We start from the raw sequence: 14,640 nt of genomic DNA, 5'->3' as shown, positions 1-14,640 counted from the left end.
CCCCACTACCGGCATCAATAGCAGACCGCTATCTTTCATTCATCCAACCCGAACCCCAGTGGAGATGAACATGAAGATCTTGCAAATCGACTCGAGCGTACTTGGCGGCCATTCCGCTTCCCGCAGCCTGACCGCCAAGGTGGTCGCCGACCTGCGCGCCAAGCACCCCGAAGCCACCCTGACCGTGCGCGACCTGGACCAGGACGCGCCGGCGCACCTGTCCGGCGCGCTGCTGCCCGTGCTGGGCGGCCCGAAGGACGGCCTCAACGCCGTGCAGGAAAGCGAGCTGCAACGCACCGAAGCCTTCCTCAAGGAATTCCTCGAAGCCGACGTGCTGGTCGTCGGTGTGCCGCAATATAACTTCGGCATCCCCAGCCAGCTCAAGTCCTGGATCGACCGCATCGCCCAGGCTGGCCGCACCTTCAAGTACACCGAGACCGGCCCGGTCGGCCTGGCCGGCGGCAAGCGCGTGATCGTGGTGTCGTCGCGCGGCGGCGTGCGCCAGGACGCCAACGCCCTGGACCTGCATGAGCAGACCGTGGACGTGGTGTTCCGCTTCCTGGGCCTCACCGACATCACGTACGTGCGCGCCCACGGCCTGGCAATGGGCCCCGAAGCCCGCGAAGCCAGCCTGGTCGCCGCCAACGGCGCCGTGGCAGCCCTGGCAGCCTGATCCCGGCACGGCCGCCTCGCGCCGCCCAGTCCAGCGTCGAGCGCAAAACGCCCGCCCGCAGTCATGCCGGCGGGCGTTTTGCATTCCTGCGTTTCAGCCCGCGCACCTTGCAGCGCCGCGCCCAGCCACGGATTTTCGCAGGCGCGAGCCGGCTATGCCCATTGCGCGATCGGGTCTATGATGGTTCCGAACGCCTGAGCGGTTTCGGTGCATGTCCATCCAGGGGGAAGCCCGCGCGGCCTTGTTGTGCAGGCCTGGGTCGGAACCTGTCCGCAATCCACACGCCACGGCCAGCCGCCGCCCAAAGCGGCATCCGCGGCAGATGCATAGTCCGATCCGGGAGCCCGCATGTCCTCTGCCCTGCTGCCTGCCAGCGCCGTGCATCCTCCGCACGAGCCAGCCCTGCTGTCCCAGTACCGCCACGTGCGCGCGGCTACCGAAGCCATGGTCGCCGACCTGACCGACGCCGACGCCACGGTACAGTCCATGGACGACGCCAGCCCCGCCAAATGGCACCTGGCGCATACCACCTGGTTCTTCGAGGAATTCGTGCTGACGGCGCGTATCCCGGACTACGAGCCGGTCGATCCGCAGTATCGCTACCTGTTCAACTCCTATTACGAATCCGTCGGCGCCCGCCACCCGAGGCCACGCCGCGGCCTGCTGTCGCGGCCGTCGCTCGACGAGATCCTGGCTTACCGCGAGGCGGTCGACGAAACCATGCTCGGGCTGCTGACCAGCGCGCAAACCGATGCCGAGGCGGCGCTGATCGAGCTTGGCCTGAACCACGAGCAACAGCACCAGGAACTGCTGCTGACCGACATCCTGCATCTGTTCGCGCAAAACCCACTGAAGCCGGCCTTCGCGCCGGAGCTGCTGGCGCCCGTGATCGCCGATCCGCGCCCGGCGGCGGAATGGATCCGCTTTGCCGGTGGCGTGGTCGCCATCGGCCATGACCGCGACGGCTTTGCCTTCGATTGCGAAGGCCCGCGGCACAACGTGCTCCTGCAGCCTTACCAGTTGTGCTCGCACCCGGTCAGCAACCACCAGTGGTTTGAATTTATCGAGGATGGCGCCTACCGGACTGCCGGACTGTGGCTGTCGGATGGATGGCGCTGGGTGTGCGAACACGGCATCGAGGCACCGCTGTACTGGGAGGAGCGCGAAGGCACCTGGTGGCAAATGAGCCTGCGCGGCATGCAGCCGGTGGATCCGGATAGCCCGGTCACGCATATCAGCTTCTACGAGGCAGATGCCTTTGCCCGCTGGGCCGAGCGCCGCCTGCCGACCGAGGCGGAATGGGAGCACGCCGTGCGCAACCTGCCGGCTACCGGGAATTTTGTCGAGGGACGCGTGCTGCGGCCGCTGCCCGATCGCCAGAATACCTCCGGCGTGCTGCGGCAGATGTTCGGCGACGTGTGGGAATGGACTGCCAGCCCCTTCCAGCCCTACCCGGGCTTCCGGCCTAGCGCCGGCGCGGTGGGGGAATACAACGGCAAATTCATGTGCAGCCAGATGGTGCTGCGCGGCGGTTCCTGCGTCACGCCGGAGTCGCATATCCGCGCCAGCTACCGCAACTTTTTCTACCCGCACCAGCGCTGGCAGTTCACCGGCGTGCGCCTGGCCGACGACGCCTGAACACCTGAACGCTCGATCGCCTGAGCAGGAACCAGGCAAAAACGCGCCGGGTTTTGGCCCGGCGCGTTTTCACTAAGGCAGTTCCAGCCCTTTTGCGGAGGCTGCGCGCTTAACGGCGTCTGCGGATACAGCTTCTGCCAGCGCGACTTCAGCCCCTGCGCGATCTCCTTCTGGTGATAGCGCTCGGCAAAATCGATCACGGTCATGCCCTGCTGGTTCTTCAGGCGCATGTCGGCACCTTCGTCCAGCAGCAACTTGACCGTCTCGATATGCCCGCCGCGCGCCGCCATCATCAGCGGCGTGCTGCCATTGGGGCTCTCCGCGTCGATATAGGCGGCGTGGTCGACCAGGAACTTGACGATCTCGTTGTTGCCGTTGGTCGCGGCGTAATGCAGCGGCGTCCAGCCGGTCTTGTTGATCTCGACCTCCATCTGGTCGACCATCAGCTTGACCAGGTCCAGTTCGTTCTGCAGGCTGGCCATCATCAGCGGTGTCTCACCGGCCGCATTGGTCTTGTCGAAATCGATGTCCTTGGCGCGGATCAGCGCCTCCGCCACCTTCAGCGACTTCTCGCGCAATGCCACCACCAGCATGGGATTGCCCTTGGCATCCACCAGGTTGGGGTCGACTCCGCGCGCCAGCATCTTCTGGGCGGCCTTGACGTCATCGAACTCCACCGCATGGCGCATATCGTCCACAGGCGCGGCCCAGGCCACGGCGCCCACCAGCATGGCCGCAACGGCGGCGAGGCGTCGGACAGTATTCATGTTAAGCATGAGATTTCCTATCTATATGCTTGAAAAGACGGAAGAAATTATCCGACGTATGTTCCGCGAGCGCCTCAACCGGCATGCCACGCAGGTTGGCGATGAACTCACCCACATGGCGCACCCATGCGGGCTGGTTGGTCTTGCCGCGGTACGGCACGGGTGCCAGGTACGGCGAATCGGTCTCGATCAGCATGCGGTCCAGCGGGATCTTGCGCGCCGTTTCCTGCAACTCCACCGCATTCTTGAAGGTGACGATGCCGGAGAACGAGATGTGGAAGCCCTCGTCCAGCGATTGCCGGGCGACCTCCCAGTTCTCGGTGAAGCAATGCATCACCCCGCCGGCTTCGCCCGCGCTTTCCTCGCGCATCACGCGCAAGGTGTCTTCGGCGGACGAACGGGTATGGATGATCAGGGGCTTGCCGGTTTGCCGCGCGGCGCGGATATGGGTGCGGAAACGCTCCCGCTGCCATTCCATGTCCGCGATGCTGCGGCCTTCCAGCCGGTAGTAATCGAGCCCGGTCTCGCCGGTACCGACCACCCGCGGATGCGCCGACAGCGTCAGCAGGCGCTCCAGCGTGGGCTCCTCGCCCTCCTCATAGTCGGGATGCACCCCGACGGTGGCGTACAGGTGCGGATGCTGCTCGGCGAGCGCCAGCACGCGCGGAAAATCTTCCAGCGTGACCGAAATGCACAGGGCATGCGATACCTGGTTGGCGCGCATGTTCTCCAGCAATTCGGGCAGGCGCGCGGCCAGGTCGGGGAAATCTAGATGACAGTGGGAATCGACAAACATTGGGGCGGTTTCCGGATAGAGACGCCGCCGCGGGCGGCGCCACCCGCCATTGTATCCGGTCGTGCCAGCGAGCCAGCGTGCCCGGTGCCTGGCGGCGCTTGGCTGGCGAGCTCCTACTCGGCCGGCTTGGTCAGATGCCGGCCGAGGATGATCAGGTCGCGCTCGACCCCATCGAGCACAGCCACGCGCGGCAGGTTGCCCCAGCGCTCGAAGCCCAGCGAGGCGAACAGGGCCAGGCTGGGCGCGTTATGGCCAAAGATGAAGCCCAGCAGCGTATTGACCCCGATCAGCGGCGCATGCGCGATAGCCTGCTGCAGCAGGTAGCGCCCCAGGCCCTGCCCGCGGCGGGTGGCATCCAGGTAGATCGAGACTTCGGCGGTGGCGCCGTAGGCCGGGCGTCCATAAAAGTCGGAAAAACTGAGCCACCCGGCCATGCGCCCTTCACCGTCCTCGGCCACCCACAGCGGACGCCGCTCCGGCTGATGCTCATCGAACCAGGCCTGGCGCGATTCCACCGCCACGGGCTCGGTGTCCGCAGTGACCATGCGTGAAGCGACGGTGCTGTTGTAGATGGCGACGATGCTGGCCAGGTCGCGCTGCAGCGCGGGCCGCACGGTAAAGGCGGAATCACTCATTGTTGAATTTCTTCTCGGACGGGCCAGAAAATTTGGCAAAAATCAACCATATCAAATACTTAAACCACAAATCTGAAGTCAGTTATAACGTCTGACTGGGCCGACCGGACTCAATGGTCTTGCCCAGGATCTCTTCCACCGCGCGGCGCAGGTTGCGGCCGTTGTCGTCATCCGGCAGGTGAATCCCGATGCCAGGCGTCTTGTTGGGCGTGCCGACCGGGGTAATCCATGCCACGTGGCCGGCAATCTGGTACTTCTGCGGCCGGTCCACCAGCGAAAGCACCAGGAAGACCTGCTCGCCCAGCCGGAAGGGCCGGTTGCTCGGGACAAAGATGCCGCCGCGGTGCAGGAACGGCATGTAGGCCGCATAGAGGCCCGCCTGGTCCTTGATCGACAGCGAAAGCACGTTGGGCCGGGAAGCGGCACCCGGGACCGTCGGCGCCCCGATACCGCCGGCGGCGGCCAAGCCTGCGGCTCCGGGAACGCTGGCGCCCCGTGCCCCTGTCACCTCTGTATTCATGACTGACCCCTTGTTACTGACTGTTGGCCTTCAGGCCATATTGGATTTGTTCAACGTCTTGGGCTTACTGAAACAACTGCCGGTATTCCAGAAACACGGCCTCCATCACCAGCCGAGCCGCCAGCGGATGGTTCTCGCTGCGGCGATGGCCCACCAGCCGCGTGGAGAACGCCTGCAACCGGTGCGCATCGGTTGCCTGTGCGCAACGCGCCAGGGCTGCCTGCTCGCGCGGAAAATAACGCGGCCCTGGCGTTGCGGCCAAGCGGGCCGACAGCAGATCGTACGTCCAGCGCTGCAGGATGCCAAGCACCGACGGCACCGGCAGCTTCTGCACCTGCTCGGCCGCCGCCAGCGCATCGAAGCCAGCGCCTGCGCCAAGCTGGCTCACCAGCCAGCGCTGCATCGGCTGCTCCTCAGCCTCGGCGGCATGCAGCGCGGTCAGCGGGGAGCCACCGGCCAGCGCCAGCTGCGCCTCGGCGTCTCCCACGCCCTGGCTGCTCAGCCAGCTCATGGCCGCATCGGCCGTGGGCCGTTGCACGGAAAACTGGCGGCAGCGCGACAGGATGGTGGGCAGCACACGATCCAGCCGGTCGGTCACCAGCAGGAACACGGTGGACGGCGGCGGCTCCTCCAGCGTCTTGAGCAAGGCGTTGGCGCCCTCATGCTGCAAGGCGTCGAGCGGATACACCACCACCAGGCGCAAGCCGGCGCGGTGCGTGCCGATGCCGACCGTTTCGATCAGGGCTCGCACCTGCTCCATGCGGATGACCTTGCTGGGCGCCTTCTTCTTGCCGCTTTCATCCGTCTGCGCGTCGTCCGTCGCCTCCATGGCCTCCGGGCGCACCACGCTGAAGTCCGGGTGGTTGCCCTGGCTGAACCAGTGGCAGGCCGAGCATGTGCCGCAAGGCTGCCCGTCGGGGCGCGGCGTCTCGCACAGCAGTCCCTGGGCAAAATGCAGCGCCAGGTCGCGCTTGCCGATGCCTTGCTGGCCGTGAATGAGCAAGGCATGCGGGAGCCGCTCGCGCAGCGCGTTCAGCCGTTGCCAGTCTTCTTTCTGCCAGGGATAAAGCATGCGGATCAGTGAGTTAGGGTTGAAACTTCGTGTAACTATGCACGTGGGGCGAGCAATAGGCGATGGCAGGCTCGGCCAACCCCATCACTATCAATATTCCCGAATCACGCTGCCAATTCAAAGCGTTGCGAGGATTTTCTCAAGCTCTACCTGAATCTCGGGAATGCTCCGGGTCGCGTCGATGACCCGGAAACGCTGCGCGGATTCCGCCGCGCGGCGCAGGTATTCCTGCCGCGTGCGCTCGAAGAAGGCACGCGACTCGGCCTCGAACTTGTCGGGCTCGCGTGCGCCGGCCAGGCGCGCGCTGGCGGTTTCCAGCGGCACATCGAACAACAGCGTCAGATCGGGCTGCAGGCCATCCTGCACCCAGGTCTCCAGCACTTCGAGCCGTGCGCGCGGCAGGCCCCGGCCACCGCCCTGGTAGGCAAAGGTGGCATCGGTGAAGCGGTCGGAAACCACCCAGTCACCGCGCGTCAGCGCGGGTTCGATGACTTCGGCAATATGTTCGCGGCGGGCGGCGAACATCAGCAAGGCCTCGGTTTCGAGATGCATCTTGCGGTGCAGCAGCAACTGCCGCAGATCCTCGCCAAGCGGAGTGCCGCCGGGCTCACGGGTGGTAACGACCGATGCATTACCTGCCAGGCGGGCGCGCAGGCGGTCCGCCACCCACTCCACGTGGGTGCTCTTGCCGGCACCGTCGATGCCTTCGAATGTGATGAATTTTCCGCGCATGGGGAGACTTATTTGCCGCGCTGGTATTTATCTACCGCGCGGTTGTGTTCGGGAAGCGAGTTGGAGAAATGGCTGCTGCCGTCGCCGCGCGCCACGAAATACAGTGCGTCGGACGGGGCCGGCGCGGTGGCGGCGGCCAGCGAGGCCAGCCCGGGCAACGCGATCGGGGTGGGCGGCAGGCCGTTGCGCGTGTAGGTATTGTAAGGGGTGTCGGACTGCAGGTCGCGCTTGCGGATATTGCCCTCGAACGCCTCGCCCATGCCGTAGATCACCGTGGGATCGGTCTGCAGCATCATGCCCTTCTTGAGGCGGTTGACGAACACGGCCGCAATCAGCGCTCGCTCGGCCTGCTGGCCGGTTTCCTTCTCCACGATCGAGGCCATGATCAGCGCATCATAGGGCGACTTGTACGGCAGGTCAGGCGCCCTGGCGTTCCAGGCGTCGGTCAGGCGCCGCTGCATGGCGCGATAGGCATGCTTGTACAGTTCGAGATCGCTGCTGCCGCGGGCAAACAGGTAGGTGTCGGGGAAAAACAGGCCCTCTGGCGCCGGCTCCGGCGCGCCGATGGCCTTCATCAGCTCCGCGTCCGACAAGCCGCGGCTATCGTGCTTGAGCGCCGGATGCGCATCCACGGCGGCGCGCATCTTGCGGAATTCCCAGCCTTCGATGACGGTCAGCACATAGTGGTTGACCTCGCCCCGGGCGATCTTGCCGATCACCGACAGCGGCGTGGCGCTGCTGTCGAACTCGTAGCCCCCGGCCTTGAGGTCGGCGCCATGGCCGGTCAGCCGCACCAGCAGCGCGAACAGGCGGGGGTCCATCTGCACCCCGCCACGCTGGATCTGGCGGCCAACACTGGCCACGCTGGAATTGGGCTTGATCACCACCTCAATGGGCGAGGCTGTCAGCGCGAGCGGGCGATTGGCCCACCAGGCAAAGGCGCCGGCGGCGGCAATCGTGAAAATCACGGCGACCAGCAGCAGCCGCAGGAAAAGACGTTTCATGTAAAAGAGAAAGTAGCGGCGCACAATGCACCGCGGCAAAGCCGGGCTCACCCAGTGTCGACCATGGGCATCCCGGCTGAAATGGCGACAGCCTCATATAATACCGGGAGCCTTGCACCTTTAGCCGCTTGTAGCTCCTTGCACCTTCCATCCGGCGCTCCCGTGCGCCCCTTGCTTGCGATACCTGCCATGAATGCCCCTGCCCCAGACCGTGCCACCCAGTTCGAAGCCGTGCGCCAAAGCGGAGTCGTCTGCCGACCTGCGCACCTGGGCCTGATCCGGGTTGCCGGCGAAGACGCCGGCAGTTTCCTGCATACCCAGCTGACCAATGCCGTGGATGACCTGGACGCCGGCACCGCCCGCCTGGCCGGCTACTGCTCGCCCAAGGGACGGCTGCTGGCCAGCTTCCTGATGTGGCGTGACGAGGAAGGCATCGTCCTCCAGTTGTCCGCCGACCTGCAGCCCGCTATCCAAAAGCGCCTGTCGATGTTCGTGCTGCGCGCCAAGGCCAAGCTGTCCGATCTCACGCCGGCCCGCGCCGTGCTGGGCGTCGCAGGTGCCAATGGCGCCACCGCCCTGCAGGCGGCCGGTCTGCCCGCCCCGGCCGAGCCCTGGGCCAGCGCCGCGGCCGCCAGCGCCACCGTGATCCGGTTGCCCGACGGCGCCGGCCTGCCACGCTGGCAGGTCGTGCTGCCGGCCGAGCAGGCCGACGAAGTCCAGGCTGCGCTGTCGGCGCAGCTGGTGCCGGTGGATGCCGTGGTGTGGGACTGGCTGGAGGTGCAGGCCGGCGTGCCGCGCATCGCCGCAGCCACGCAGGAGCAATTCGTGCCTCAGATGATCAACCTGGAACTGGTCGGCGGCGTGAGCTTTCGCAAAGGCTGCTATCCGGGCCAGGAAATCGTTGCGCGCAGTCAGTACCGCGGCACGCTCAAACGACGCATGTGGCTGATCCACGGCGAAGGCGAGGTGCCGGGCGCGGCCACGGAGATCTTCCGCCCCGAGGATCCTGAGCAGCCCTGCGGCATGGTGGTCAATGCGGCCGCCGCGCCACAAGGCGGCTGGGATGGCCTGGCCGAACTGAAGATCGATGCGGTGGGTGGCGCCCTGCACCTGGGCAGCGCTGCCGGCAGCCCGGTGCGCGTGGGCGAGCTGCCCTATGCGGTCCCCTTCGGCGACGCCGCCTGAACCCCTGGCAACACTGGGAATAGCCATGAGCGACCACCTGTACGTCTATTTCAGGGTACCGGAAGCCCGTGCCGATGAGGCCATCGCGCACTGGCACCGCTGGATGGAGACCGTTGCCGAAGCGAGCGGAATTGGTGGTACGCTCTTACGCAGGCCCGAGGCGCGCGACGGCATGCAGACCTGGATGGAAGCCTACGCCGATGTGCCGCCAGCCTTCGACCAGCTGCTCGACGGGCTGTGGCGGCAAAGCGGGCTGCAGCAGTGGATCAGCGGCGAGCGGCAGGTGGAGCGCTTTGTCGATATCGACCAGCTCTGAGCGTTGCCGTGGAACGGCCCCGCCGCGCTGGTCCCTGAATGACGAAGCCGATGATTGAATCGCAGTCAATGCAGTGAATGTGGCAACCGCAGTGAATGCAGCAAAGGAAGCGCTATGTGCTTGATTCTGGTGGCCTGGCAATCGCACCCGGACTATGCCCTGGTGGTGGCCGGCAACCGCGACGAGTTCTATGCCCGCCCGGCGGCGCCCGTGCATTGGTGGGAAGACGCCCCCCAGGTGCTGGCCGGACGCGACATGGCGGAAGTGATCGGCGAGCCAGGCACCTGGATGGGCCTGGCCGGCGACGGCCGCTTTGCCGCCCTGACCAACTACCGCGCCCCGTCCGAAAAACGCACCGATGCGCGCTCGCGCGGTGAGCTGGTTGCCGGATTCCTACGTGGCGACAGCGATCCGCAATCCTATCTGTCCGGGCTGGTGCCCCGCACCGGCGCCTACAACGGCTTCAATTTGCTGGCGTGCAACCTGCGCGAGCTATGGTGGTACAGCAACCGCGGCGCCTCGCCCTATCCGCAGCGCCTCAAGCCCGGCATCTATGGCCTGTCCAACGCCTTGCTGGATACGCCGTGGCCCAAGGTGCGCAGCCGCGTCGGCGCGCTCGCCGAAACACTCGCCGCCGACACCGGCCTGGCCGGCGCCAGCATCGAACCCTATCTCGACCTGCTGGCCAACGATCGCCAGGCCTTGGATTTCGAGCTTCCGCGCACGGGGGTGACCCCGGAGTGGGAAAAACTGCTGTCCTCCGCCTTCATCCGCTCGCCCAGCTATGGCACCCGCGCCAGCACCGTGCTGCGCGTGCGCCATGACGGCCGCTTCGAGCTTAGCGAACGCAGCTTCGACGCCAACGGCCGCACCGGCGAGGTGTCCTACCGCGGGCACCTGCGCGTTGCCCGCGACGCCGGCTCGGTGCAAGCGCCGCGCTAAGGCTAAGGCGGGCGCGCTCAGTACTGCTGGGCCGCCAAGCCGGTTGGGCGCAATGCCACGTTCAGCGCCCGGATCGCGGCGGGGTCATTGCGCACTGCCAGCAGCCATGCATCCTCGAAATGCCCGATCTCCAGCAATTGCATGCCGTGCGGCGCCAGTTCGCGGTTGACGTGCGCCAGGTAGAGCGCGGCGGGCTCCATATCGAAATCAAAGTCGTCGCCACCTAGCGGAATGCCGTCTTCGTCGTAGAGGTCGTCGACATCGATGGCCGAGACCCCCGCCGCGCGCAGCGTGGCGAGGCGCGCCACGGCCTGCACGCCCAGCGTGCTGAAATCCTGCCAGTCCACCTTGACCAGGCAATGCTCCGCCAGCCAGGGCTGCAACCATACCGAGAGCAGGCCTTCGCCGGCGGGCGGCTCGCCCGGCGGCGCACGGTCGAGGTCTAGGGCGGGCGTGGCATCGGCCAGGGCCTGGAGCAGGCGGGAACGGATTTCAGACATAGACAAGATCAACGCGAAAGCGACGGCAAAAACAAAGACCGCGATGGTACAGCGTAGGCGGCTGGCTGCAAGCCCCGCAAGTGATCGCTCCATTCAGGCCACAGCCGCCAGCCTGGCCGGCAATGCAGCCCGAACCGCCTCGCTCACGATGCCTGCCAGCCGGGTGGCGGGTGCCTCCAGTTCGGCATCCTTGCGGTAAAGCGCCAGTGCCAGCGAGGGCAATGCAGGCAGCCCGCCCTCGCCCGGCTCCCAGGCCCGCACGGACGGCGGCAAGCCCATGCCGGTGCGGATGGTCAGCCCCAGCCCAGCCCCCGCCCCTGCCCACAACCCGCCCAGGCTCGCGCTGCTGAAAGCCACCCGCCAGGCAATGCCGGCGCGGTCCAGGGCGGCCGTGCCCGCCGAGCGGAAACGGCATGGCGGCTCGAATGCCACCAAGGGCAGCGGTCCGTCGCCCTGCCACGGCGCACGCGCGGCGGCGGGCCCGATCCAGCGCATCGGCAACATCGCCACCTGCTCCACATGCGGCATGCGCACGCCATCGTCCCACGCCAGCGCCAGGTCCAGGCGGCCGGCGGCCACGCTGTCCAGCAGCTCGGTGTTGCGCGCCACGCGTGCCTCGATCTTCACCTTGGGGTGCGCGCGGGCGAACCGGCCGAGCACCTCGGGCAGCAGCACCTCGCCAAAGTCCTGCTGCAGGCCGAACCGCACCCAGCCCTCCAGTGCCACGCCGTGCACGGCGGCCGCGGCCTCGTCGTTGAGTTCCAGCAGCCTGCGGGCATAGGCCAGCATGGTCTCGCCCGCCTCCGTCAGCGCCAGTCCCCGCCCGGCCTTGCGAAAGATCGCCGTGCCCGACTGCTCCTCCAGCTTCTTGAGCTGGGCGCTAACCGCCGAGGTAGAGCGGCCCAGCCGGTCGGCGGCCCGGGCATAGCTGCCGAGCTCCATGCCCACGACGAAGCTGCGCAGTACATCAAGGTCGAAGTTCACCGCTGCCATGTCAAACCATCCTGTTATTTGGGATGTTTAATCAATAATTATCTGATATTCAGGATCATTCTGCGGCGGCAGAATCAGGGCGTCAAGGCTTGCCTATGCCGTTTTCCCAAGGATGATCCCGTGTCCCGCGCTCCCGCCCCGCTCCCGTTTGCCGCTGTGCCTGCCCCTGCCGGCGCAGCCCTCGCCCCACGCCATGGCCCGGGCCATCGCTGGAAAGTGCTGGCCCTCGGCTTCGCGGCCAATGCCAGTTTTGCCGCAGCGTTCTCGGGCATTCCCACCACCGCGGTGCTGATGCGCGCCGGCTACCGGATCAGCGATGGCGAGCTGGGTTTTTGCCTGGGCATGATGGGACTTGGCATTGCGGCGAGCGAAGTGCCGTGGGGCTTGCTGACCGACCGCTGGGGCGACCGCCGCGTGCTGCTGACCGGCTTGATGGCCACCGCGCTGTGGCTGGCACTGATGGCGGTGTTCGTGGCGCCGCTGCCCGGCCATATCCCGGGCAATGCCATGCTGGCGCTAGGCCTGTTGGGTCTGGGCCTGCTGGGTGGCAGCGTCAACGGCTCCAGCGGCCGCGCCGTGATGGCATGGTTCCGCGAAGGCGAACGGGGCCTTGCCATGAGCATCCGCCAGACCGCGGTGCCCGCCGGCGGCGGGATTGGCGCGCTGATGCTGCCGCTGCTGGCGCAGTCCTTTGGCTTTGCCGCCGTCTACGGCGCGCTGGCGGTGTTCTGCGGCGTCACCGCGGCCTTTGCCTGGCACTGGATGCACGAGCCGCCGGCCGAGCCGGCGCGCGCTACGTTGCCCGCAGGCAGCGTGGCCGGCAAGGCAGGGCCCGGCCCGCTGAGAAGCGCGCAGGTCTGGCGGCTGGTGAGCGGCATGGGCCTGATGTGCGTGCCACAAGTGGCTGTGCTGACGTTCGCAACGATCTTCCTGCACGATTTCAGCCACATCGGCATTGCCGCGGCGGGCATGGCCGTGGCGGCGGTTCAGGCAGGCGCTGCCGTCATGCGGGTGTGGAGCGGCCGCTGGACCGACCGCCATGGCAACCGCCGCGCCTATATGCGCGCCTGCAGCTTGCTGACCTTGCTTGTGTTCGCCACGCTGGCGGGACTGACCTGGCTGTGTGCCGCCACACCGGGCTGGCACGCCTTGCTGACGCCGGTGCTGATGGCATGCCTGGTGCTGGGCGGCATCTGCACTTCGGCCTGGCATGGTGTGGCCTTCACCGAGCTGGCGACGATCGCGGGCGCCAGCCGCGCAGGCACCGCGCTCGGGCTGGGCAATACCTTTGCATTTTCGGGCTTTTTCCTGGTGCCGCTGGCGATCCCGGCGATAGCCGCCGGCTATGGCTGGGCGGCCGTGTGGCTGGCGGCCAGCGCGAGCGCCCTATTGGCGCGGCCCTTGTTTGCTCGGCAGGCCCGCGCCTGACGACAAGCCGCCCGTCGCGTTCAGCGCAGCAATTTGCGCATTTCCACGTGAGCAATGCCGGCCTCTTCAAATTCCTCGCCGACCTGCTCGAAGCCCACACGCGCGTAAAACGGTGCCGCATAGCGCTGCGCATTGAGCACCAGCTCAGGGTAGCCAAGCTCCGCGGCCTTGGCCATCAGCGCATCCAGCACCCTGGCGCCGACGCCGCTGCCGCGCGCGGGCTTGAGCACCGCCATGCGGCCGATGTGGCCATCCGGCAGCAGGCGGCCTGTGGCCAGCGCACTGCCGTCCTCGGCCAGCGCCAGGGCGTGCCAGCTCGGCTCATCCCATTCGTCCCATTCCAGCTCCACCGGCACGCCCTGCTCTTCGACGAAGACGGCATAGCGGATGGCGCGCGCGGTATCGCGGGCTTCGGACCAGGGGGCGAGGCGGATGGTGATCGTCATAGTTGTTCGGTGCACAAAGCGCAAAGCGGTGAAAAAACTGCCAGAGGGGCGGACGCCATGATACTCCGGCCACGGCGGGGGCAAGCGACGCCGACCATTGCTGCAATGCCGCATGGAGAAAGGGATAGGGGTAATTCCCGATCCGCACTCTTCACCGAAAATTTGTATGATGACCATATTACCCAATCACCTGAGGCCTCCCGTGTTCCAGAAAGTCCCGGCCCGAGCCCTGACAGACACCGTTGCTGAACAACTGCTGGAGAAGATCGAAAGCGGTGCCTTCGGCCGTGGCGACAAGCTGCCCACGGAGGCGGTACTGTCCGAGGAATTCGGCGTCAGCCGCACCGTGATCCGCGAAGCCATCGCCCGGCTGCGCCACGAAGGCGTGGTGGAATCGCGCCAGGGCAGCGGCGTGTTCGTCACCGAGCAGGCCGGCATCCGGCCGCTACGGATCGACTACACCGATGTGGCCACGCTCGAATCGGTATTGCAGATCGTGGAACTGCGCCGGGCCATCGAGGCTGAGGTGGCCGCACAGGCGGCGCGCGACCGCACCGATGCCAGCATGACGGCCATCGACGCCGCACTGGCGCGCATCGATGCCGAGGAGGCCGCCGGCGGCGACGGCGTGGCGGCCGACGTGGCCTTTCACCGGACCATCGCCGAAGCCACCGGCAACCCGTTCTTTCTCAAGACGCTGGCGTTCCTGAGCCAGTACCTGGAAACCGCCACCCGCGTGACCCGTACCAACGAGGCACGCCGGGCGGATTTCTCGCGCCAGGTGCGCGAGGAACACCAGGCCATCGTGGCCGCCATCCGCGCCGGCGACGCGCTGGCCGCGCGCAACGCGGCCGAGACCCATATGTACAACGCGGCGCGGCGCCTGTCCCATGGCGGACAGCCCGAGACCGCTACCGACCTTGCCGACGCGCCCGCGCGCGGCCTTTCCCACTGATCGACTGATCCGCTGATCCGCTGATCACCGCCCCCTGG

General features: G+C 66.8%; 17 protein-coding genes. 7 read left to right on the top strand and 10 right to left on the bottom strand.

From position 1 onward, the window contains the following. The first annotated feature begins 70 nt into the window (after positions 1–70). Together AC07XB_RS22030 and egtB are read left to right on the top strand one after the other, a co-directional pair. The gene (locus tag AC07XB_RS22030) at positions 71–673 is read left to right on the top strand and encodes an FMN-dependent NADH-azoreductase (RefSeq protein ID WP_416048637.1); all 603 of its coding nucleotides are present in this window, start codon (positions 71–73) and stop codon (positions 671–673) included. Between the two features lie 348 nt (positions 674–1,021). Beyond that, positions 1,022–2,311, top strand: a complete 1,290-nt coding sequence (gene egtB / locus AC07XB_RS22025; protein ID WP_492374847.1) for an ergothioneine biosynthesis protein EgtB — start codon at positions 1,022–1,024, stop codon at positions 2,309–2,311. Here the strand turns inward: egtB and AC07XB_RS22020 are convergent. From AC07XB_RS22020 to mltG, 7 genes are all read right to left on the bottom strand, one after another. After that, on the bottom strand, positions 2,257–3,078 hold the full coding sequence (locus tag AC07XB_RS22020) for an ankyrin repeat domain-containing protein (RefSeq protein WP_492829940.1): 822 nt from the start codon (positions 3,076–3,078) through the stop codon (positions 2,257–2,259). The genes egtB and AC07XB_RS22020 overlap by 55 nt on opposite strands. A 1-nt stretch (position 3,079) precedes the next feature. Continuing rightward, positions 3,080–3,874, bottom strand: coding sequence for a TatD family hydrolase (locus AC07XB_RS22015; protein WP_183036399.1), 795 nt, complete (start codon positions 3,872–3,874; stop codon positions 3,080–3,082). Positions 3,875–3,987: 113 nt separating this feature from the next. Continuing rightward, positions 3,988–4,509 (bottom strand): GNAT family N-acetyltransferase, encoded by a 522-nt coding sequence (locus AC07XB_RS22010; protein WP_492812588.1) that lies wholly within the window; start codon positions 4,507–4,509, stop codon positions 3,988–3,990. Positions 4,510–4,591: 82 nt separating this feature from the next. Next, positions 4,592–5,029, bottom strand: coding sequence for a PilZ domain-containing protein (locus AC07XB_RS22005; protein ID WP_236701899.1), 438 nt, complete (start codon positions 5,027–5,029; stop codon positions 4,592–4,594). Positions 5,030–5,093: 64 nt separating this feature from the next. Beyond that, the gene (locus AC07XB_RS22000) at positions 5,094–6,101 is read right to left on the bottom strand and encodes a DNA polymerase III subunit delta' (RefSeq protein ID WP_492374851.1); all 1,008 of its coding nucleotides are present in this window, start codon (positions 6,099–6,101) and stop codon (positions 5,094–5,096) included. 117 nt (positions 6,102–6,218) lie between these two features. Then, the gene (gene tmk / locus AC07XB_RS21995; protein WP_174426361.1) at positions 6,219–6,833 is read right to left on the bottom strand and encodes a dTMP kinase; all 615 of its coding nucleotides are present in this window, start codon (positions 6,831–6,833) and stop codon (positions 6,219–6,221) included. A gap of 8 nt (positions 6,834–6,841) precedes the next feature. Further along, a complete protein-coding gene (gene mltG / locus AC07XB_RS21990; protein ID WP_492812594.1) occupies positions 6,842–7,837 on the bottom strand; it encodes an endolytic transglycosylase MltG in 996 nt (331 codons plus the stop codon). A 189-nt stretch (positions 7,838–8,026) separates the two neighbouring features. On the opposite strand from mltG, the gene ygfZ reads away from it, so the two are divergent. From ygfZ to AC07XB_RS21975, 3 genes are all read left to right on the top strand, one after another. Next, positions 8,027–9,022: a CAF17-like 4Fe-4S cluster assembly/insertion protein YgfZ gene (gene ygfZ, locus AC07XB_RS21985; protein WP_492829937.1), complete on the top strand. Its 996-nt coding sequence runs from the start codon at positions 8,027–8,029 to the stop codon at positions 9,020–9,022. Positions 9,023–9,047: 25 nt separating this feature from the next. Next, on the top strand, positions 9,048–9,338 hold the full coding sequence (locus AC07XB_RS21980) for a DUF4936 family protein (protein ID WP_150990383.1): 291 nt from the start codon (positions 9,048–9,050) through the stop codon (positions 9,336–9,338). Between the two features lie 114 nt (positions 9,339–9,452). Beyond that, entirely contained in the window at positions 9,453–10,280 is an 828-nt protein-coding gene (locus AC07XB_RS21975; RefSeq protein ID WP_477133963.1) for an NRDE family protein, read from the top strand. Between the two features lie 17 nt (positions 10,281–10,297). Here AC07XB_RS21975 and AC07XB_RS21970 read toward each other — a convergent pair whose 3' ends face one another. Together AC07XB_RS21970 and AC07XB_RS21965 are read right to left on the bottom strand one after the other, a co-directional pair. Further along, on the bottom strand, positions 10,298–10,780 hold the full coding sequence (locus tag AC07XB_RS21970; RefSeq protein ID WP_492374855.1) for a hypothetical protein: 483 nt from the start codon (positions 10,778–10,780) through the stop codon (positions 10,298–10,300). Between the two features lie 93 nt (positions 10,781–10,873). After that, positions 10,874–11,773: a LysR substrate-binding domain-containing protein gene (locus tag AC07XB_RS21965; protein WP_492812599.1), complete on the bottom strand. Its 900-nt coding sequence runs from the start codon at positions 11,771–11,773 to the stop codon at positions 10,874–10,876. A 156-nt stretch (positions 11,774–11,929) separates the two neighbouring features. Between AC07XB_RS21965 and AC07XB_RS21960 the strand changes: the two genes are divergently transcribed. Next, positions 11,930–13,201: an MFS transporter gene (locus AC07XB_RS21960; protein ID WP_492829961.1), complete on the top strand. Its 1,272-nt coding sequence runs from the start codon at positions 11,930–11,932 to the stop codon at positions 13,199–13,201. A gap of 20 nt (positions 13,202–13,221) precedes the next feature. Here AC07XB_RS21960 and AC07XB_RS21955 read toward each other — a convergent pair whose 3' ends face one another. Further along, complete coding sequence (locus tag AC07XB_RS21955; RefSeq protein ID WP_492376300.1) at positions 13,222–13,647, bottom strand: GNAT family N-acetyltransferase; 426 nt, start codon at positions 13,645–13,647, stop codon at positions 13,222–13,224. 202 nt (positions 13,648–13,849) lie between these two features. Here AC07XB_RS21955 and AC07XB_RS21950 point away from each other — a divergent pair, with 202 nt between their 5' ends. After that, a complete protein-coding gene (locus AC07XB_RS21950) occupies positions 13,850–14,602 on the top strand; it encodes a FadR/GntR family transcriptional regulator (RefSeq protein ID WP_492376301.1) in 753 nt (250 codons plus the stop codon). The last annotated feature ends 38 nt before the right edge of the window (positions 14,603–14,640 follow it).

It is taken from the genome of Cupriavidus sp. GW821-FHT02F09 (genome assembly GCF_059421605.1).
The sequence above is the reverse complement of the archived record's forward strand: the minus strand, read 5'-3'. Positions and strand labels throughout refer to the sequence as shown.